20 protein-coding genes are annotated in these 18,282 nt (G+C 59.2%); 14 read left to right on the forward strand and 6 right to left on the reverse strand.

Annotation, left to right across the window (positions count from 1 at the left end; genetic code table 11):
• Positions 1 to 50: 50 nt before the first annotated feature.
• Positions 51 to 782, reverse strand: a complete 732-nt coding sequence (locus tag PspS04_RS21770) for a HugZ family pyridoxamine 5'-phosphate oxidase (protein ID WP_095165891.1) — start codon at positions 780 to 782, stop codon at positions 51 to 53.
• 165 nt (positions 783 to 947) lie between these two features.
• Between PspS04_RS21770 and PspS04_RS21775 the strand changes: the two genes are divergently transcribed.
• Positions 948 to 1,706 (forward strand): SDR family oxidoreductase, encoded by a 759-nt coding sequence (locus tag PspS04_RS21775; RefSeq protein ID WP_159997713.1) that lies wholly within the window; start codon positions 948 to 950, stop codon positions 1,704 to 1,706.
• A gap of 121 nt (positions 1,707 to 1,827) precedes the next feature.
• On the opposite strand, the gene apbC is transcribed toward PspS04_RS21775, so the two are convergent.
• A complete protein-coding gene (gene apbC, locus PspS04_RS21780; protein ID WP_095165895.1) occupies positions 1,828 to 2,922 on the reverse strand; it encodes an iron-sulfur cluster carrier protein ApbC in 1,095 nt (364 codons plus the stop codon).
• 167 nt (positions 2,923 to 3,089) lie between these two features.
• Here apbC and metG point away from each other — a divergent pair, with 167 nt between their 5' ends.
• The 8 genes from metG (at position 3,090) to PspS04_RS21820 (ending at position 10,133) form a co-directional block, all read left to right on the forward strand.
• The gene (gene metG, locus PspS04_RS21785; RefSeq protein WP_159997715.1) at positions 3,090 to 5,141 is read left to right on the forward strand and encodes a methionine--tRNA ligase; all 2,052 of its coding nucleotides are present in this window, start codon (positions 3,090 to 3,092) and stop codon (positions 5,139 to 5,141) included.
• A gap of 119 nt (positions 5,142 to 5,260) precedes the next feature.
• The gene (locus tag PspS04_RS21790; protein WP_159997717.1) at positions 5,261 to 5,848 is read left to right on the forward strand and encodes an Rnf-Nqr domain containing protein; all 588 of its coding nucleotides are present in this window, start codon (positions 5,261 to 5,263) and stop codon (positions 5,846 to 5,848) included.
• The gene (gene rsxB, locus PspS04_RS21795) at positions 5,845 to 7,059 is read left to right on the forward strand and encodes an electron transport complex subunit RsxB (RefSeq protein WP_159997719.1); all 1,215 of its coding nucleotides are present in this window, start codon (positions 5,845 to 5,847) and stop codon (positions 7,057 to 7,059) included. Before PspS04_RS21790 ends, rsxB begins: the two co-directional genes overlap by 4 nt.
• Entirely contained in the window at positions 7,046 to 8,032 is a 987-nt protein-coding gene (locus PspS04_RS21800; RefSeq protein ID WP_159997721.1) for an RnfABCDGE type electron transport complex subunit D, read from the forward strand. The genes rsxB and PspS04_RS21800 overlap by 14 nt, the downstream gene beginning before the upstream one ends.
• The gene (locus PspS04_RS21805; protein ID WP_159997723.1) at positions 8,029 to 8,634 is read left to right on the forward strand and encodes an RnfABCDGE type electron transport complex subunit G; all 606 of its coding nucleotides are present in this window, start codon (positions 8,029 to 8,031) and stop codon (positions 8,632 to 8,634) included. Before PspS04_RS21800 ends, PspS04_RS21805 begins: the two co-directional genes overlap by 4 nt.
• On the forward strand, positions 8,631 to 9,182 hold the full coding sequence (locus PspS04_RS21810; protein WP_159997725.1) for an Rnf-Nqr domain containing protein: 552 nt from the start codon (positions 8,631 to 8,633) through the stop codon (positions 9,180 to 9,182). Before PspS04_RS21805 ends, PspS04_RS21810 begins: the two co-directional genes overlap by 4 nt.
• 25 nt (positions 9,183 to 9,207) lie before the next feature.
• Positions 9,208 to 9,846 carry an endonuclease III gene (gene nth / locus PspS04_RS21815; RefSeq protein ID WP_095165908.1) on the forward strand — a complete coding sequence of 213 codons (639 nt, stop codon included), beginning with the start codon at positions 9,208 to 9,210 and terminating at the stop codon, positions 9,844 to 9,846.
• Between the two features lie 107 nt (positions 9,847 to 9,953).
• Positions 9,954 to 10,133, forward strand: a complete 180-nt coding sequence (locus tag PspS04_RS21820) for a PA3496 family putative envelope integrity protein (RefSeq protein WP_095165910.1) — start codon at positions 9,954 to 9,956, stop codon at positions 10,131 to 10,133.
• A gap of 106 nt (positions 10,134 to 10,239) precedes the next feature.
• On the opposite strand, the gene PspS04_RS21825 is transcribed toward PspS04_RS21820, so the two are convergent.
• Positions 10,240 to 10,866: a response regulator transcription factor gene (locus PspS04_RS21825; RefSeq protein ID WP_095165911.1), complete on the reverse strand. Its 627-nt coding sequence runs from the start codon at positions 10,864 to 10,866 to the stop codon at positions 10,240 to 10,242.
• Positions 10,867 to 11,405: 539 nt separating this feature from the next.
• Between PspS04_RS21825 and PspS04_RS27885 the strand changes: the two genes are divergently transcribed.
• Positions 11,406 to 12,230 (forward strand): hypothetical protein, encoded by an 825-nt coding sequence (locus PspS04_RS27885; protein WP_237234938.1) that lies wholly within the window; start codon positions 11,406 to 11,408, stop codon positions 12,228 to 12,230.
• A gap of 88 nt (positions 12,231 to 12,318) precedes the next feature.
• Here PspS04_RS27885 and PspS04_RS21835 read toward each other — a convergent pair whose 3' ends face one another.
• Together PspS04_RS21835 and PspS04_RS21840 are read right to left on the reverse strand one after the other, a co-directional pair.
• The gene (locus tag PspS04_RS21835; protein ID WP_029295244.1) at positions 12,319 to 13,536 is read right to left on the reverse strand and encodes an argininosuccinate synthase; all 1,218 of its coding nucleotides are present in this window, start codon (positions 13,534 to 13,536) and stop codon (positions 12,319 to 12,321) included.
• A gap of 129 nt (positions 13,537 to 13,665) precedes the next feature.
• Complete coding sequence (locus PspS04_RS21840; RefSeq protein WP_159997727.1) at positions 13,666 to 14,574, reverse strand: flagellar protein MotY; 909 nt, start codon at positions 14,572 to 14,574, stop codon at positions 13,666 to 13,668.
• Between the two features lie 156 nt (positions 14,575 to 14,730).
• On the opposite strand from PspS04_RS21840, the gene pyrC reads away from it, so the two are divergent.
• The gene (gene pyrC, locus PspS04_RS21845) at positions 14,731 to 15,777 is read left to right on the forward strand and encodes a dihydroorotase (protein WP_095165915.1); all 1,047 of its coding nucleotides are present in this window, start codon (positions 14,731 to 14,733) and stop codon (positions 15,775 to 15,777) included.
• Positions 15,774 to 16,448 carry a ribonuclease T gene (rnt, locus tag PspS04_RS21850; protein WP_095165917.1) on the forward strand — a complete coding sequence of 225 codons (675 nt, stop codon included), beginning with the start codon at positions 15,774 to 15,776 and terminating at the stop codon, positions 16,446 to 16,448. Before pyrC ends, rnt begins: the two co-directional genes overlap by 4 nt.
• Positions 16,449 to 16,523: 75 nt before the next feature.
• On the opposite strand, the gene PspS04_RS21855 is transcribed toward rnt, so the two are convergent.
• On the reverse strand, positions 16,524 to 17,126 hold the full coding sequence (locus PspS04_RS21855) for a peroxiredoxin (RefSeq protein ID WP_007922432.1): 603 nt from the start codon (positions 17,124 to 17,126) through the stop codon (positions 16,524 to 16,526).
• A gap of 254 nt (positions 17,127 to 17,380) precedes the next feature.
• Between PspS04_RS21855 and PspS04_RS21860 the strand changes: the two genes are divergently transcribed.
• The gene (locus PspS04_RS21860; protein WP_095165919.1) at positions 17,381 to 17,599 is read left to right on the forward strand and encodes a bacterioferritin-associated ferredoxin; all 219 of its coding nucleotides are present in this window, start codon (positions 17,381 to 17,383) and stop codon (positions 17,597 to 17,599) included.
• Between the two features lie 199 nt (positions 17,600 to 17,798).
• Positions 17,799 to 18,269 carry a bacterioferritin gene (gene bfr, locus PspS04_RS21865; RefSeq protein ID WP_095165921.1) on the forward strand — a complete coding sequence of 157 codons (471 nt, stop codon included), beginning with the start codon at positions 17,799 to 17,801 and terminating at the stop codon, positions 18,267 to 18,269.
• Positions 18,270 to 18,282 lie beyond the last annotated feature (13 nt).

The following is an 18,282-nucleotide window of genomic DNA, read 5'->3' on the forward strand; positions in this document are numbered from 1 at the left end:
GCAAGAATGCCTTGCAAGTAAGCCTTAGATGACGTCGCCGTTTCGTGATTTCAAGCCTCGCTGACTGCATTTGTTGGCCAATGCTCGGCGTGAGCCAGTAAAACCAAGGCTTCGCGTACTTGTGTCGGCGTATTGCAGACCTGCGGGAACGGCAGCCAGTACAGCGCCTGGCCAATGCGCAGGTGCATGCCTTCGGTATCGATGCCCGCCAGTTCTGCCGGTGCGGTCTTCGGCAAGCCGGCCAGTTCCACGTAATGGGCGATGGCCTTGGCGTGATCGGCGTTCATGTGCTCGACCATGCTCACTTCGGCCTTGCCGGCGAAGGGGTTGGCCAGGGTCAACTGGTCGACCCAGTGAATCGCGCCAAAACCGCCGATGTAGCGATGACGCACCGGGTTGAGCACCCAGAAGTCGAAGTCATGGGCCTGGTGGTAATTGGCCGAGTCCGGAAAATAACGATAGTAGCGTCCCGCCGCTGCTTCGATCGCTGCCGGGTCTTCGAGCTTTTGCGCCTCGGCGAGGTAGGTCAAGCGACCAACGGCCTGGACGTCCTCGGCCTCACGCTCCCCCACCAGCAGCGAGCATTTCGGATCTTTTTGCAGGTTGTGGGTGTGCTGGGCGATCCGGCTGATCAGGATCAGCGGCCGGCCCTGCTCGTCCAGGCAGTAAGGAACCACTGAGCCGAACGGGAAACCGGGCATCGCCTTGGAGAGGGTCGAGAGCACTCCACGGTATTCCTTGAGCAGCAATTCTCGGGCATGCTTGGCAGCTTCAACGCTCAATTTATGACTCCTTATATAGAATCCGTCGAAAAAACGGACAGGCTCCTGGAGAAAGTTCCAGCGATGCCATCGGGGGCAATTCTCATGTGCAGCCTAGCCACGTCAGGCGCAGATCGGGAGGCCCTCTACGAGGAAACCACTTCGACCTGCAACTGGGGCATGCGAATGCAACTCACTGACAAAGTAATCATTATCACTGGCGGTTGCCAGGGTTTAGGCCGCTCCATGGCCGAGTATTTCGCCGCCAAGGGCGCGAAACTGGCCCTGGTCGACCTCAACCAGGACAAGCTCGAGCAGGCAGTCGCCGCGTGCCAGGCGGCCGGTGTCCAAGCCCGCGCCTACCTGTGCAACGTCGCCAATGAAGAGCAGGTGTGCCACATGGTGAGCCAGGTGGCCGAAGACTTCGGCGCGATCCATGGCTTGATCAACAATGCCGGGATCCTGCGTGACGGCCTGCTGGTCAAGGTCAAGGACGGCGAGATGAGCAAAATGAGCCTGGCCCAGTGGCAGGCAGTGATCGACGTCAACCTGACGGGCGTGTTCCTGTGCACCCGCGAGGTGGCAGCGAAGATGATCGAGCTCAAATCATCCGGCGCGATCATCAACATTTCGTCGATTTCCCGCGCCGGCAACGTTGGCCAAACCAACTACTCCGCCGCCAAGGCCGGTGTCGCCGCGGCCACCGTGACCTGGGCGCGGGAGTTGGCGCGCTACGGCATCCGTGTCGCGGGCATCGCCCCGGGGTTCATCGAAACCGAAATGACCCTGGGCATGAAGCCCGAAGCCCTGGAAAAAATGACCGCAGGGATTCCGCTCAAGCGCATGGGCAAGCCCGAAGAGATCGCCCATTCGGCGGCCTACATTTTCGAGAACGACTACTACACCGGGCGGATTCTGGAGATGGATGGCGGGTTGCGGATCTAAGACGCGACAAAGAACAACTGTAGGAGCGAGCCTGCTCGCGAAGGTGTGTCAGGCACCGCGGTGTCGACTGATACACCATCGCGAGCAGGCTCGCTCCTACAGGGATTCGTATTTCAGCTTATTAGTCGTCGCTGACGCTGATATTCGGCATCGCCGGCGTCAAAGCTTCCTGCAATACAATCCGTGCGCCAACGTGACGTGCCAACTCCTGGTAGACCATGGCGATCTGGCTGTCCGGCTCGGCGATCACGGTTGGTTTGCCACCGTCAGCCTGCTCGCGAATCACCATCGACAATGGCAACGACGCCAACAGTTCGACGCCGTACTGGCTGGCGAGCTTCTCGCCACCGCCCTCACCGAACAGATGCTCGGCATGACCGCAGTTGGAGCAGATGTGCACGGCCATGTTTTCCACCACGCCCAGCACCGGGATGTTGACCTTGCGGAACATCTCGACACCTTTGCGCGCATCCAGCAGTGCCAGGTCCTGGGGGGTGGTGACAATCACCGCGCCCGCCACCGGGACTTTCTGCGCCAGGGTCAGTTGAATGTCACCGGTACCTGGCGGCATGTCGATCACTAGGTAGTCCAGGTCACCCCAGGCGGTCTGGGTGACCAATTGCAACAGGGCACCGGAGACCATCGGTCCGCGCCAGACCATCGGCGTGTTGTCATCGGTGAGGAACGCCATGGACATCACCTCGACCCCATGGGACTCGATCGGCACGAACCATTTCTGGTCCTTGACCTTGGGCCGCGTGCCCTCGGCGATACCGAACATGATGCCTTGGCTCGGGCCGTAGATATCGGCATCGAGAATGCCCACCCGGGCGCCTTCACGGGCCAGGGCCAGGGCCAGGTTCGCGGCCGTGGTGGACTTGCCCACCCCGCCCTTGCCGGACGCCACCGCCACCACGTTCTTGACGTTGGCCAGGCCCGGAATCTGTGCCTGGGCCTTGTGCGCGGCAATCCGCGTGGTGATCTCGACCTTGGCCGACGTCACGCCGTCCAGGCCTTCGATCGCCATCTGCAGCATCTGTGCCCAGCCGTTCTTGAACAGGCCGGCGGCGTAACCCAGTTCCAGCTGGACGCTGACGCGATCACCCTGGATATCGATGCCGCGCAGGCAACCGGCGCTGATCGGATCCTGGTTCAGGTAAGGGTCGGTGTACTGGCGAAGGACGGCTTCCACCGCTGCGCGATTGACGGCGCTCATGGGCAACTCCGATAACAAGTCTGGAAAAACAGGCGACTATCCTACCTGTTCTGATCTTTTCGCGGCCCCCCTTATTCAATCATCGGAGGAAACAACCACACGGGGTGAAAATTCTGCGCCAGCGCTTTATAGTGGCCGACCTCCGTTTCATCAAGTAGCCGAGCCCCATGTCCGAGCCACGCAAGATCCTCGTCACCAGCGCCCTGCCCTATGCCAATGGTTCAATCCACCTTGGCCATATGCTTGAGTACATCCAGACCGATATGTGGGTGCGCTTCCAGAAGCATCGCGGCAATCAATGCACTTACGTCTGCGCGGACGACGCCCACGGTTCGGCCATCATGCTGCGGGCAGAAAAAGAGGGGATCACCCCGGAACAACTGATCGCCAACGTCCAGGCCGAACACAGCGCCGACTTTGCCGAGTTCCTGGTGGACTTCGACAATTTCCACTCCACTCACGCCGAAGAAAACCGTGAGCTGTCGAGCCAGATCTACCTCAAGCTGCGTGACGCCGGGCACATTGCCACGCGTTCGATCACCCAGTATTTCGACCCGCAAAAGCAAATGTTCCTGGCCGATCGCTTCATCAAGGGCACCTGCCCGAAATGCGGCACCGAAGACCAGTACGGCGACAACTGCGAAAAATGCGGCGCCACCTATGCGCCCACCGACCTGAAGAATCCGAAGTCGGCGATCTCTGGCGCCACCCCGGTGCTCAAGGATTCCCAGCACTTCTTCTTCAAGCTGCCGGACTTCCAGCAGATGCTCCAGACCTGGACCCGCAGCGGCACCCTGCAGGACGCTGTAGCGAACAAGATCGCCGAATGGCTGGATGTCGGCCTGCAACAGTGGGACATCTCCCGCGATGCGCCGTACTTCGGCTTCGAGATCCCAGACGAGCCAGGCAAGTACTTCTACGTCTGGCTGGATGCCCCCATCGGCTACATGGCGAGCTTCAAGAACCTGTGTGCCCGTCGTCCCGAGCTGGACTTCGACGCGTACTGGGCCAAGGACTCCACCGCCGAGCTGTACCATTTCATCGGCAAGGACATTGTCAATTTCCACGCCCTGTTCTGGCCAGCCATGCTCGAGGGCGCGGGCTACCGCAAGCCGACCGGGATCAACGTGCACGGCTACCTGACCGTCAACGGCCAGAAAATGTCGAAATCGCGCGGCACCTTCATCAAGGCCCGCACCTACCTGGACCACCTGTCGCCGGAATACCTGCGTTACTACTACGCCTCCAAGCTGGGCCGTGGTGTCGACGACCTGGACCTGAACCTGGAAGACTTCGTGCAGAAGGTCAATTCGGACCTGGTGGGCAAGGTCGTCAACATTGCCAGTCGCTGCGCCGGTTTCATCCACAAAGGCAATGCCGGCGTGCTGGTCGACAGCAACGCCGCGCCGGAGCTGACCGAGGCCTTCCTGGCCGCTGCACCGAGCATCGCCGACGCCTATGAAGCCCGCGACTTCGCTCGCGCCATGCGCGAAATCATGGGCTTGGCCGACCGCGCCAACGCCTGGATCGCCGACAAGGCGCCGTGGTCGCTGAACAAACAGGAAGGCAAGCAGGAAGAAGTCCAGGCGATCTGCGCCACCGGCGTCAACCTGTTCCGCCAACTGGTGATCTTCCTCAAGCCGGTGCTGCCGTTGCTGGCCGCCGACGCCGAGGCGTTCCTCAACGTCGCGCCGCTGACCTGGAACGACCACGCGACCTTGCTCGCCAACCATCAGTTGAACGAGTTCAAGCCGCTGATGACCCGGATCGACCCGGTCAAGGTCCAGGCCATGACCGACGCTTCGAAAGAAGACCTCGCGGCCAGCCAGACCGACACCGGCACCGCGGCCCCACAAGGCAACGGTGAGCTGGCCAAGGACCCACTGTCGGCCGAAATCGAGTTCGACGCCTTTGCCGCCGTCGACCTGCGTGTCGCCCTGATCCTCAAGGCCGAAGCTGTGGAAGGTGCGGACAAATTGTTGCGCCTGACCCTGGACATCGGTGATGAGCAACGCAACGTGTTCTCGGGCATCAAGAGTGCCTACCCGGACCCGGCCAAGCTCGAAGGTCGCCTGACCATGATGATCGCCAACCTCAAGCCACGTAAAATGCGCTTCGGTATCTCCGAAGGCATGGTCATGGCAGCCGGTCCTGGCGGCGCAGAGATCTACCTGTTGAGCCCGGACAGCGGCGCCAAGCCGGGGCAGCGCATCAAGTAATCCGCCTGGCTGGACCGATCCCACCGTCACGCAACGCCGCGACGGTGGGATTTTCATATCTGCCCCGCCGGATACTGCCTAATCTTCATGTACAGGCCTTTCCCTCGACCCGGCACGCCATGACCGACCTTCTGCTTACACTCATCAGCACTGCCCTGATCAACAACTTTCTGTTGCAGTGGCCGCTGGGCGTCGATCCCTTGCTGCAAGCCGCTCGCGCCCCCCAGGCAGAACGGCGCCAGGTCCACGCCCTGGGCATCAGCACCACCTGCCTGATGTTGCTCAACGGCGTCCTGGGTTATGCCGCTTATCATTGGCTGCTGGTGCCGCTGGGCCTGACAGCCCTGTACCTGTTGCTGTTGTTGCCCTTGAGTGTGCTGCCCATTTCACTGCTGCTGCGGGGGCTGACGCGGGCCTTGCCGCAATTGCCATTTGCCGGACTCTGGCCGTTGCTGCTCGGCAATGCCGGCGTGCTGGGCTTGAGCCTGATGAGCATGCATAGCGACCAGGGCCTGACCTGGCACCTGGCCCTGAGCCTGGGCGCCGGATTGGGCTTCTGGCTGGTCTTGGGCCTGTTCAGCGACCTGCGCCAGCGCACCCTCAATAACGATGTGCCGATGGCCTTTCGTGGCTTGCCGATCGACCTGATCAGCGCCGGATTGATCGCCGTGGCATTTCTCGGATTCAGTGGACTGATCAAAACATGAGTCTGATTCAACGCATCGACGCCCTCCTGCCCCAGACCCAATGCGGCAAGTGTGGTCACCCCGGGTGCAAGCCTTATGCCCAAGGCATTGCCAGCGGCGAGGCGATCAACAAGTGCCCGCCAGGCGGTGACGAGACCATCGCCGCACTCGCCGAACTGCTGAAGCTGCCGGTCATGCAACTGGACCACAGCCGGGGCTCGGCGCCGCCACAGGTTGCCTATATCCGGGAAGCCGAATGCATCGGCTGCACCAAGTGCATCCAGGCCTGCCCGATCGACGCGATTGTCGGCGCAGCCAAGCTGATGCACACCGTGATCATCGACGAATGCACCGGCTGTGACTTGTGCGTAGCCCCCTGTCCGGTGGACTGCATCGAAATGCACCCCCTGCCCTCGGCCCAGGTACTGCCGATCGTTGGCGGCCTGGCGTTCACTCCCGAGCAATTTCAAGCGCGCAGCGTCAAACGCGAGCATGCCCGCCGGCGCTTCGAACAACGCAACGCCCGGCTGGAGCGCGAAGAACAGCAGCGGCTGGCCGAGCGCGCAGCACGCGCAGCCAAAGCCGCACAGCCGGCAGCCACTGGTGCCAATCCGGTGCAAGACGCCATCGCCCGCGTGCAAGCGCAAAAAGCCGCAGCGGCCGATGCTGCCCTGAAAAAAGCCAAGATCGATGTGGCGATGAGCCGCGCGCAACTGCACAAATCCCTGAAAGCCTTCGGCCATCCGCCGACCAGCGAGCAACAAGCTCAACTGGTGGTGCTGCAACAGCAGTTCGAAGCCGCCGAACACGCCTTGGCGCAGCTCGAAAGCAGCGCCCCGGCCAATCCTCCGCAACCGCCCGCACCAGCCAATGACGCTGAACTCAAGCGGGCGAAAATCCACTTGGCGATGCGCCGCGCCGAACTGAGGAAAGCCCAGGACAACGCTGCGCCTGCCGAGCAACTGGCGGCCCTGAGCGCCGCGCTGGAACAGGCCGAACAAGCCTTGCACGCCGCCGAGGACGCCAGCGGCAAACCACCACCGCAATTACTGCGCCGGGAAAAACGCCCGATCGACAGTCAACTGCGACAACTCAAGACTGAACTGGCCTATGCCCGCGCCGAGGTGAGCAAACTGCAGCGACAGGCCCAGACACCGGCAGAGCTCTTGAGCCAGGCACGCGCCAGGCTCGAGGAGGCCGAGCGCCAGGTGAGCGACTATGTCGCCCCTTGAACCCGTCGACGATCGCCTGCAACAGGCGATGCAGCGTGTGCTGTTGGCCACCGTGCCGGGCATCCTGCTGTTGCTGTGGTTTAGCGGCTGGGGCGTGCTGTTCAATCTGCTGCTGGCGTGTACCAGTGCACTGGCAGTGGAAGCCGCGGTGCTGCGTCTGCGCGGTTACCCGCTCAAGCCGGCCCTGAGTGATAGCAGCGCCCTGGTCAGCGCCACCTTGCTGGCTCTGGCACTGCCCGCCTACTGCCCCTGGTGGTTGACGGTGAGCGCGGCGGCCGGGGCGATGCTGTTCGGCAAACACCTGTATGGCGGCGTGGGTAGAAACCCGTTCAACCCGGCCATGCTCGGCTTTGCCCTGGTGCTGGTGTGTTTCCCGCAACAGATGACCCACTGGCCCAGCCACGGACTGAGCCTGCAGGGAGGCCTGCAGCAGATTTTCGGCTTCAGCGCAGCTGCGCAACCGGACGCCTGGGCCCAGGCCACCGCGCTGGACAGCCTGCGAATCAATAAAAGCCTGACCATCGACGAACTGTTCGCCGCCAACCCGGCATTTGGGCAGTTGGGTGGCAAGGGGATTGAATGGGTGAGCCTGGCATTTCTCGCCGGCGGCGCCTTTCTCTTGCAGCAACGAGTGTTCAGTTGGCACGCCCCGGTGGGGATGCTCGGCAGCCTGTTCGTCATCAGCCTGTTGTGCTGGAACGGCTCGGGGTCCGACTCCCACGGTTCGCCACTGTTTCACCTGTTGAGCGGTGCCACCATGCTCGGCGCGTTTTTTGTCGTCACCGAACCGGTGTCCGGGGCCAAGAGTCCCAAGGCACGCCTGCTGTTCGGTGTCGGCGTGGGCCTGTTGACCTACCTTATCCGAACCTGGGGCGGATACCCCGACGGAGTGGCGTTTGCAGTGCTGTTGATGAACCTCTGCGTGCCAGCCCTAGAGCGCCTCTGTGCAGCGCAACCGGAGCCGGCATCATGAAACGCAGCCTCAGCGTCCTGAGCCTGGTGATCATTGCCGTCCTGTGTACTGGCGCCACTTACCTGGTGCAACAGCTCTTGGCGCCGCGGATTGGCGCGCAACAGCGGTTGATCGAGAGCCGCAACCTGCTGGACATGCTGCCGGCGGGCAGCTACGACAATCAGCCGCTGGACCAGCCACTGGCGATCAAGGGCGTGGTCCTGGCCAACAGCACACTGTTGGGTGGCTACCGGGCGAACCTCAATGGCAAGCCTGCGGCGATCATTTTGCTGAGTCGGGTCACCGGCTATGAAGGCCCCATCGACCTGCTGCTGGTGATCGATAGCCAGGGCAGGCTGCTGGGCGTCAAAACCCTCAAGCAAGGGGAAACCCCGGGGCTGGGAGCCAGGATCGCCACACACCCCAACCCTTGGCTGGAGGGTTTTATCGGCAAGTCGCGGAGTGACCCGGGCGACAGCGGCTGGGCGCTGAAAAAGGACCAGGGCCAGTTCGATCAACTGGCCGGTGCGACCATCACCTCCCGTGCGGTGATCAGTGCGACCCACGATGCCTTGCGCTATTTCGATGAACACCAACCACAACTGCTCGGCAGCGCGCCATGAACAAGACCTCGACCCTCCAGAACTCCTTGATGCTGGCGCCTCTGATCGGCGCCAGTGACACGTTGCTGACGGCCTTGAGCCTGGCGCTGCTGTGCGTGCTGGTGATCGCTGTCTATGGGCTGAAAATGCGTCTGTTGCGAGCCTGGCTCAGCGAGCCCTTGCATCTGCCTGCCGGGATGCTGCTCGCCGCCACCTTGACCAGCCTGGCTGCGCTGGCGACTCAGGCCTGGGTGCTTGAGCTGCATCAGCACCTGGGCCTCTACATCGGCTTGATCGCCCTGCAATGCGTGGTGCTGGAGTGCAACGGCTTTTTCACCGAGACCCGCCTGCTTGACCGATTGCGTTTGTGTGCCCTGTTCGTCAGCCTGATGATTGGCCTGGGCTTGCTGCGCGAAGTGCTGGGGCATGGCTCGATCAGTTGGCATTTGCCATGGCTGGCTGCCGACGGCAGCGTACGACTGGCCATCCTCGCCCCCGGTGGGTTTATCCTGTTGGGATTGCTGCTGGCAGCCAGGCAAGCCTGGCTCGGCCGCTCCCCGACACCCTGAACGCCTGCAAGGAATTGCTCTGCCCATGAATGCCGCAAAACGCCTGGAAATTTTCCGCAGGTTCCACGAAGACAATCCAGAACCGAAAACCGAGCTGGCCTATTCATCGCCCTTCGAACTGTTGATCGCAGTGATCCTCTCTGCGCAATCTACCGATGTCGGCGTCAATAAAGCCACGGCCAAGCTGTTCCCGGTAGCCAACACCCCGGCAGCGATTCATGCGCTCGGCGTCGAGGGCTTGTCCGAGTACATCAAGACTATCGGGCTGTACAACAGCAAGGCGAAGAATGTCATCGAGACCTGCCGCATGCTGGTGGAGCTGCATGGCGGTGAGGTGCCGCAAACCCGGGAAGAGCTTGAGGCACTGCCAGGAGTCGGCAGAAAGACTGCAAATGTGGTGCTGAACACGGCGTTCCGACAGTTGACCATGGCCGTCGACACCCATATTTTCCGGGTCAGTAACCGAACCGGTATTGCCCCCGGGAAGAATGTCGTCGAAGTCGAACACAAGCTGATGAAGTTTGTGCCCAAGCAATTTCTCCTCGACTCCCACCACTGGCTGATCTTGCATGGCCGCTATGTGTGCCTGGCGCGTAAGCCCCGGTGTGGCAGTTGCAGGATCGAAGACCTGTGCGAATTCAAGCAAAAAACCTCCGACGATTGAGGCGCTATTGGTTTTATTGATTTATCGATTGAAAAAATCTTTTTTACCCGCCAGGAGATTGTCGATATAAGGGGCGCCAATGGCTCTCTTAGCCTGGAGTTAACCTGATGAGTACTGGCAAAGAACAACTGGACGTAGAAGACGACTTCGCCCCTGTTGAGAGCGATGATGCAGAACCTATGGTGGAGGTCGCCAAGACCAACCTGAACAAGCGCCGCACCATCGATAATCTCCTGGAGGAGCGACGTCTGCAAAAGCAGTTGGCCGATTACGACTTTGACCTCTGACCGCTGAAAGCCTCCCTCCGTGGAGGCTTTTGTCATTTAGCGATCCGTGCCCCAAAAAGTACTTCGGTGACGAAGTGCCGGGCTAGCCGTCTTGTACCCTCGCACCTCAGACCAGCCCATTTCGCTGGGCCAGTTCAATCAGATCGACAAGCGAGCGAGCGTTCAGCTTGAGCAGAAGCCGAGTCTTGTAAGTACTGACGGTTTTATTACTGAGAAACATGCCATCGGCTATTTCCTTGTTGGTCTTGCCCCGGGCCAACTGTTGCAACACCATCATCTCTCTTCCGGACAAGCGCTCTACCATATCCGACTCACTGGTATTACCCAGCGACGAGCGGACCGAGTGCAATGCCTGGTTCGGAAAATAGCTGTACCCAGACAATACCGCCTTGATAGCGCTGAGTAGCTCGGTGAGCTCCTGCTGTTTGCAGACATATCCAATTGCCCCCGCCTGCATGCAGCGCATCGAAAAATGCCCGGGCGTCTGTGAAGTCAGGACCAGTACTTTCACGGAAAAGCTCATCGAATTCAAACGCGCAATGACTTCCAGACCATCCAGCTTGGGAATGCCTATATCCAGTATGACGATATCCGGCATGTGTTCACGGGCAAGTTGCAATGCATCCACGCCATTGTCCGTTTCAGCAATAACTTCGTAGCCATGACGCTCCATTAGCATGCGTACAGCAAGTCGAATGACGGGGTGATCATCCACGATCAGCACTTTATTCATGGGCAAGTCCAATTTTCGCTGTTCGAATTTTTAGAGTCAGCACAATAGCCTAGTCGTTTCGACCTGGGGATCCCGCCCAAGGCAAGCACCCCCTGCGAGAGACAATCCCTACAAACATCAAGGATTATTCCCACAGGAAATCACAAAAAACAATGTCGCTTAAAGTTTAAGACCCCCATCCCCCCTGCACCAATAACGAATTTTCGCCCATGACAAGGTGTGAAGATCAAACTAAAATTTAGGATGCAACTGCGTCTTCCTTCGCTAAACTTCACCCCAACAACAATGAGTCGAGCCTAGCGAACAGCACTTGAAGAACCTTTAATCTTGAACGGAACTCCGCCACTCCATATAAAATCCAGCTAACACTCAAACTAACCAACACCCAAAAAAATATCTAGAAACAATCCTGACAACCGAGAAACCAATTAAGTTTTATCGTAACAAGTTCCCCCTCATAGAGATTATGGCACCACGCAGGCTGGTTGCCCCTTAACATTGCCATCAAAGGTCATTCAAATATCAAGCGAGTAGCCAAAATGAACGTACTTCAGAAAAAAATCGCCAACCCCATGACAATCATTGCGATCTTCGCAGCACTGTCCGAAACTTCCGCCGCGGTGTCATTGCCCTTCCTCGATGATGAGAACCGGGAAGTATATATATGGTTTTTAATCAGTTTCCCCTTCTACCTGCTATTCCTATTTTTCATCACCCTCAACTTCAACTACAAATCCCTGTATGCACCTTCGGACTTCCAGAAGAGCAAGCAGTTTTTGAAGGTGATCGATGACGCCACCCGAGGCGAGAAAAAATCCGCTTCTGCCACGGCCCAAGCAAGCAAGGTCAACCCCGCACGCCCAGACCCGCGCAAGAGCCCTGGGGCGGTCAAAACCAAGCCCGACTACTTGCTTCCCAGCACGCAGGACCCGCCACCTGGCATCACCTTCTACACCCACCTGCGCCCTCAACAGCAGTTATCCATGCCCGCTTCGGTGCAATACATACGTATCGTCGATGCCCGGTGGATCCGCAAGAAAAAGGACACCTGTCAGTTGATGGAGAAACTCGACCAACCCCGGCCAAGCCAACCGAGACTGACAATGCTGCTGACTTGTCAGGAGTCGGAGCCAGTGATCAATGAAAAGTTGAAGAAGTCTGATGTAAAAGCACTCAATGCTCAGGATTCCGTGTGCCTGTTCTATAACGTGAGCACGCAGGCAATGACTGTCGTTCGCAAGACTGATTCCCGTCTTGATGCAGTGACAGACCGGCAAGATGGTTTTTCATCGAGGCAGGAACAAAGGGAGGGGGAAGCTGGCGGTATTGCGGATAACGGCGCTACTGCCCGGATGACAGATTAACGCTTGGCCATCGAGGCCCACAGAATAGATCGCGACCGTTGTGCCCCCGCTTCAAGCAGGCGCACAACGGTTGATCAGCGCAACAGCATCAGAACAACTTGCGGCCCTTGTTGGCAGCAATACGCATACGCAGGGCGTTGAGCTTGATGAAGCCAGCAGCATCCGCCTGGTTGTAAGCGCCGCCATCTTCTTCGAAGGTGGCGATGTTGGCGTCGAACAACGACTCGTCGGACTTGCGACCGGTAACGATCACGTTGCCCTTGTACAGTTTCAGGCGAACCACGCCGTTCACGTGCACCTGGGAAGCGTCGATCATCTGTTGCAGCATCAGACGCTCAGGGCTCCACCAGTAGCCGGTGTAGATCAGGCTGGCATACTTGGGCATCAGCTCGTCTTTGAGGTGAGCCACTTCACGGTCCAGGGTGATCGATTCGATCGCCCGGTGGGCGCGTAGCATGATGGTGCCGCCTGGGGTTTCGTAGCAGCCACGGGACTTCATGCCCACGTAACGGTTCTCGACGATGTCGAGACGACCGATACCGTGTTCGCCACCAATACGGTTGAGGGTCGCCAGCACGGTGGCCGGGGTCATTTCGACGCCGTCCAATGCAACGATGTCGCCGTTGCGGTAGGTCAGTTCCAGGTACTGCGGTTTATCTGGAGCGTTCTCCGGGGAGACGGTCCATTTCCACATGTCTTCTTCGTGCTCGGTCCAGGTATCTTCCAGCACGCCGCCTTCATAGGAGATGTGCAGCAGGTTGGCATCCATCGAGTACGGGGATTTCTTCTTGCCATGGCGCTCGATCGGGATCGCGTGCTTCTCGGCGTAGTCCATCAGCTTCTCGCGGGACAGCAGGTCCCACTCACGCCATGGAGCAATGACTTTTACCCCTGGCTTGAGGGCATAGGCACCCAGCTCAAAACGAACCTGGTCGTTGCCTTTGCCGGTGGCACCGTGGGAAATGGCGTCAGCACCGGTTTCATTGGCGATTTCGATGAGGCGTTTGGCGATCAACGGACGTGCGATGGAAGTACCCAGCAGGTACTCGCCTTCGTATACGGTGTTGGCACGGAACATCGGGAACACGAAATCACGCACGAATTCTTCGCGCAGATCGTCGATGTAGATTTCTTTGACGCCCATGGCTTGTGCCTTGGCGCGAGCCGGTTCGACCTCTTCGCCTTGACCCAGGTCAGCGGTGAATGTCACCACTTCACAGTTATAAGTATCCTGCAGCCACTTGAGGATCACCGAAGTGTCCAGGCCGCCGGAATACGCCAGAACGACCTTGTTTACGTCCGCCATGCCATCACTCCACGGGGTTCTACGGAAAGCCGATAAGTCTAACGCTGCGAGCGGATAAATTACAGAGGCGCGACAGCTTATGACGACGAAGCGACAGATTATGTCGAGCGGGCGACGATTTCGACGGGTTCAGGAGGTCGCTGCCGCGCCACCCGCAGAGCTGACTTGAGGGGCAGGATCGGCCGCAGGTTCGAGTCGTTCGAGCTGCACGCTGACCCGACGGTTTTTCGCCCGGTTGGCGGCACTGCTGTTGGGTGCCACTGGATACCGTTCGCCGTGAAAGCGCAGGGTCACCTGTGATTCCTGGATGCCGTTGGCCTTGAGGTAATCCATCACGGCCAGCGCCCTGCGTCGCGACAGGTCACGGTTGGTCAGGCGATTGCCGCTGTTATCGGAATGGCCGTCAATTTGAATATGATTGACCGTCGGATCGGCCTTCATGAAGCTCAGCATGGCCTGCAAGCGGCTTTTCGCCTGTGCATCCAGTTCGATTCCGCCCCCTGGAAAACCTACCGCCGCCTGCTTCACCTGCTCGTAGTTCATCGGTAGCAATTTGGCTACGCAGCCCTGGTAATCGGCATAGGCCTTGCTGAAACTGACCGGCAGCAGGCGCACTTCCGACACTCGCCCGTCAGGCGCGGAATGCCGGATCAACGGACTGCGGCCCTCCATCAAACCACCGATCAGGCGACCGGCCTGCGCCTGCGAACTGTTGAACAGCACCTCGCCACTGCCCAGCCTGACCGAACCCAGGTTAATGTCCGCACGCCCTGGCTGCCAGGGTGCCGCCGCCGCCAGCAAGGTCGCCGAGCCACCACTGAGCATCGGGTTATAGGCTTTCAATCGAAAGGTGGCCTGCTCGCCCGCCCGCCGCACGAACTCGCCCGCACCAAAATCGGTGATCGGTTGGCTCAGGCGGCATTCGAACTTGTCGCCCTCGACCTTCCACTCAGTGCTCTCCAGGCGCGTCTGGAAAGTGAGTGCCATGGCAGGAAGGCTGGCGAACACACTGAGCAAGGCTAGATAACGCTGGCGCACGGGAGGCTCCACTGACTTCTGCAACAAAAAGACCGACACACATGTTTACGGCATACCTTGGTGATATCGGTTACGTCCGACAAAACTTGATAGCGAGTGCCTGCAAGAGTCTTTTCCGGTAGCATTCCCATGAGTTTGACCCGCCTGGAATCCCCAATGTCCGACCGCCTGACCCTGCTGCGTCCCGACGACTGGCATATTCATCTTCGCGATGGTGCTGCGTTGCCCAATACTGTCGCGGATGTCGCGCGCACCTTTGGTCGCGCCATCATCATGCCCAACCTGGTACCACCGGTGCGCAATGCCGCTGAAGCCGACGCCTACCGCCAGCGCATTCTCGCTGCGCGCCCGGCCGGCAGCCGCTTTGAGCCGCTGATGGTGCTCTACCTGACCGACCGCACCACCGCGGACGAAATCCGCACCGCCAAGGCCAGCGGTTTCGTGCACGCCGCCAAGCTGTATCCGGCCGGTGCAACGACCAACTCGGACTCCGGTGTCACCAGCATCGACAAGATCTTCCCAGCGATCGAGGCCATGGCCGAAGTCGGGATGCCCTTGCTGATCCACGGTGAAATCACCCGCGGCGACGTCGACGTCTTCGATCGCGAGAAAATCTTCATCGACGAGCACATGCGTCGGCTCGTCGAGCGTTTTCCAACGCTCAAGGTGGTGTTCGAACACATCACCACCGGCGATGCCGTGCAGTTCGTCAACGAGGCCTCGGCCAATGTCGGCGCCACCATCACCGCGCACCACTTGCTGTACAACCGCAATCACATGCTGGTTGGCGGGATTCGCCCGCACTTCTACTGCCTGCCGATCCTCAAGCGCAACACCCACCAGGTCGCCCTGCTGGATGCCGCTACCAGTGGCAGTGAAAAGTTCTTCCTCGGTACCGACTCGGCTCCCCATGCCCAGCACGCCAAGGAAGCCGCCTGTGGCTGTGCCGGCTGCTACACCGCCTATGCCGCGATCGAGCTGTACGCCGAGGCGTTTGAACAGCGTAACGCGCTGGACAAGCTCGAAGCCTTCGCCAGCCTCAACGGCCCGCGTTTCTACGGCCTGCCAGCGAACACCGATCGCATTACCCTGGTCCGCGAAGAATGGACCGCCCCAACCAGCCTGCCCTTCGGCGAGCTGACTGTCATCCCGCTGCGCGCCGGTGAAAAACTGCGCTGGCGCCTGCTGGAGGAACACGCGTGAGTGAAGACCATTACGACGACGAACAGGAAGGTCAAGGTGGTGGCGGCTCACGTCACCCGATGGCAGCCAGGTTTCGGGGATATCTGCCAGTCGTCGTTGACGTTGAAACCGGTGGTTTCAACTGTGCCACTGACGCCCTGCTGGAAATCGCCGCGACAACCATCGCCATGGACGAAAAGGGTTTTGTGTTCCCGGACCACACCTACTTCTTCCGTGTAGAGCCGTTCGAAGGCGCCAACATCGAAGCTGCGGCGCTGGAGTTCACCGGCATCAAGCTCGATCATCCGCTGCGCATGGCCGTGAGTGAAGAGACGGCCCTGACCGATATCTTCCGCGGCGTGCGCAAGGCGTTGAAAGCCAATGGCTGCAAACGGGCAATCCTGGTCGGTCACAACAGCAGTTTCGACCTGGGCTTCCTCAATGCCGCCGTGGCGCGCCTGGACATGAAGCGCAACCCGTTCCACCCGTTCTCCAGCTTCGACACCGCGACACTGGCGGGCCTGGCCTACGGCCAAACCGTGCTGGCCAAGGCCTGCCAGGCAGCAGACATCGACTTCGACGGTCGCGAGGCCCACTCGGCTCGCTACGACACCGAGAAGACCGCTGATCTGTTCTGCGGCATCGTCAACCGCTGGAAACAAATGGGCGGCTGGGAAGACTTCAACGACTGATCGGTCGCAGGTTTTTCTCAACCCACAAAAAAACCGGCCACTTGGGCCGGTTTTTTTGTGCCTGAGGCGCGTGGCTTACAGCTTGCCAGCGTTCTCGGACAGGTAAGCAGCAACGCCTTCTGGCGAAGCAGTCATACCTTTGTCGCCTTTTTTCCAGTTAGCCGGGCAAACTTCGCCGTGCTCTTCGTGGAATTGCAGCGCGTCGACCAGACGGATCAGCTCTTCCATGTTACGGCCCAGTGGCAGGTCGTTGACGATCTGCGAGCGGACAACACCTTTGTCGTCGATCAGGAACGCGCCACGGAAAGCTACGCCGCCTTCGGATTCAACGTCGTACGCCTTGGCGATGTCGTGCTTCATGTCAGCAGCCATGATGTACTGGACCTGACCGATGCCGCCGGCATTGATCGGGGTGTTGCGCCAGGCGTTGTGGGTGAAGTGCGAGTCGATCGACACCGCGATCACTTCCACGTTACGCGCCTTGAAGTCAGCCATGCGGTGGTCCAGAGCGATCAGCTCGGACGGGCAAACGAAGGTGAAGTCCAACGGGTAGAAGAACACCAGGCCGTATTTGCCTTTGATGGCCGAGGACAGGGTGAAGCTGTCGACGATTTCGCCATTGCCGAGTACGGCCGGTACGGTGAAGTCAGGGGCTTGTTTGCCTACGAGTACGCTCATTGGATATCTCCTGGTGTAGTGCGTGAAGAAAGGTAGCGATCCAGTCTGCCGCCGGTAAACGACAGCTTCGTGAAACGGCTACCGTTCGCAAAGACCGACCATCATACACTGCGTTTTTGACCTGTCGCCATGTAGCCGTTCGTCAGGCAAGTGACGATCGATCACAACAGGTACGGAAACCACTTTGACAATCATTCTCGTTAACATTAAGATCCATCGCAATTGAGCCATAACCAGCGATGGGTTCTCACTCTATGTATGTCTGCCTCTGCACTGGCGTCACCGACGGCAAGATCCGCGATGCAATCTACGAAGGTTGCTGTAGCTACCGTGAGGTGCGTGAAGCCACCGGCGTTGCTAGCCAATGCGGCAAATGCGCCTGCCTTGCCAAGCAGGTGGTTCGCGAAACCCTTGCCGACCTGCAGATGAGCCAGGCGGCGATTCCCTTTCCCGTAGAATTTTCCGCCGCATAAGTAACCAATTTCAGAGAACCGGACTTAGTGTCCGGTTTTTTTATGTCTGTAATTCAATCGCTTAGCGTCAGGATGCGGAACACAAACATTCTTATTCCGATTAATTTTCATATATTATTCAATAACTTAGGTTTGACACTAAGAAGTTGCAGGCTCAAACTCGGCCTTATATACCGCACTTAAGGACAGGACCCCCATCATGAAAGGCGACGTAACAGTCATCCAGCATCTCAACAAGATCCTTGCCAATGAGCTGGTCGCAATCAATCAGTACTTCCTGCATGCCCGCATGTATGAAGATTGGGGCCTGAACAAGCTGGGCAAGCACGAGTACAAAGAATCCATCGACGAGATGAAACACGCGGACAAGCTGATCAAGCGCATCCTGTTTCTCGAAGGCCTGCCGAACGTCCAGGACCTGGGCAAGCTGCACATCGGCGAGCACACCAAGGAAATGCTCGAGTGCGACCTGCGCATCGAGCGTACCGGTCACGCCGACCTGAAAACCGCCATCGCCCACTGCGAGACCGTTGGCGACTTCGGCAGCCGTGAACTGCTCGAAGACATTCTCGAGTCCGAGGAAGAACATATCGACTGGCTGGAAACCCAACTGGGCCTGATCGATAAAGTTGGAATCGAGAACTATCTGCAATCGCAGATGGGTGAATAACGCAAAGTTACCA

Source organism: Pseudomonas sp. S04 (assembly GCF_009834545.1).
Lineage (GTDB): Bacteria > Pseudomonadota > Gammaproteobacteria > Pseudomonadales > Pseudomonadaceae > Aquipseudomonas.

Bases quoted from the DNA above. Each gene is read 5' to 3' on its own strand.
- PspS04_RS21775 (WP_159997713.1), top strand. From the start codon at position 948: ATGCAACTCACTGACAAAGTAATCATTATCACTGGCGGTTGCCAGGGT.
- nth (WP_095165908.1), top strand. From the start codon at position 9,208: ATGAATGCCGCAAAACGCCTGGAAATTTTCCGCAGGTTCCACGAAGAC.
- PspS04_RS21825 (WP_095165911.1), bottom strand. From the start codon at position 10,866: ATGAATAAAGTGCTGATCGTGGATGATCACCCCGTCATTCGACTTGCT.
- PspS04_RS21820 (WP_095165910.1), top strand. From the start codon at position 9,954: ATGAGTACTGGCAAAGAACAACTGGACGTAGAAGACGACTTCGCCCCT.
- rsxB (WP_159997719.1), top strand. From the start codon at position 5,845: ATGAGTCTGATTCAACGCATCGACGCCCTCCTGCCCCAGACCCAATGC.
- PspS04_RS27885 (WP_237234938.1), top strand. From the start codon at position 11,406: ATGAACGTACTTCAGAAAAAAATCGCCAACCCCATGACAATCATTGCG.
- PspS04_RS21805 (WP_159997723.1), top strand. From the start codon at position 8,029: ATGAAACGCAGCCTCAGCGTCCTGAGCCTGGTGATCATTGCCGTCCTG.
- metG (WP_159997715.1), top strand. From the start codon at position 3,090: ATGTCCGAGCCACGCAAGATCCTCGTCACCAGCGCCCTGCCCTATGCC.
- PspS04_RS21860 (WP_095165919.1), top strand. From the start codon at position 17,381: ATGTATGTCTGCCTCTGCACTGGCGTCACCGACGGCAAGATCCGCGAT.
- PspS04_RS21835 (WP_029295244.1), bottom strand. From the start codon at position 13,536: ATGGCGGACGTAAACAAGGTCGTTCTGGCGTATTCCGGCGGCCTGGAC.
- bfr (WP_095165921.1), top strand. From the start codon at position 17,799: ATGAAAGGCGACGTAACAGTCATCCAGCATCTCAACAAGATCCTTGCC.
- apbC (WP_095165895.1), bottom strand. From the start codon at position 2,922: ATGAGCGCCGTCAATCGCGCAGCGGTGGAAGCCGTCCTTCGCCAGTAC.
- PspS04_RS21800 (WP_159997721.1), top strand. From the start codon at position 7,046: ATGTCGCCCCTTGAACCCGTCGACGATCGCCTGCAACAGGCGATGCAG.
- PspS04_RS21855 (WP_007922432.1), bottom strand. From the start codon at position 17,126: ATGAGCGTACTCGTAGGCAAACAAGCCCCTGACTTCACCGTACCGGCC.
- PspS04_RS21810 (WP_159997725.1), top strand. From the start codon at position 8,631: ATGAACAAGACCTCGACCCTCCAGAACTCCTTGATGCTGGCGCCTCTG.
- pyrC (WP_095165915.1), top strand. From the start codon at position 14,731: ATGTCCGACCGCCTGACCCTGCTGCGTCCCGACGACTGGCATATTCAT.
- PspS04_RS21790 (WP_159997717.1), top strand. From the start codon at position 5,261: ATGACCGACCTTCTGCTTACACTCATCAGCACTGCCCTGATCAACAAC.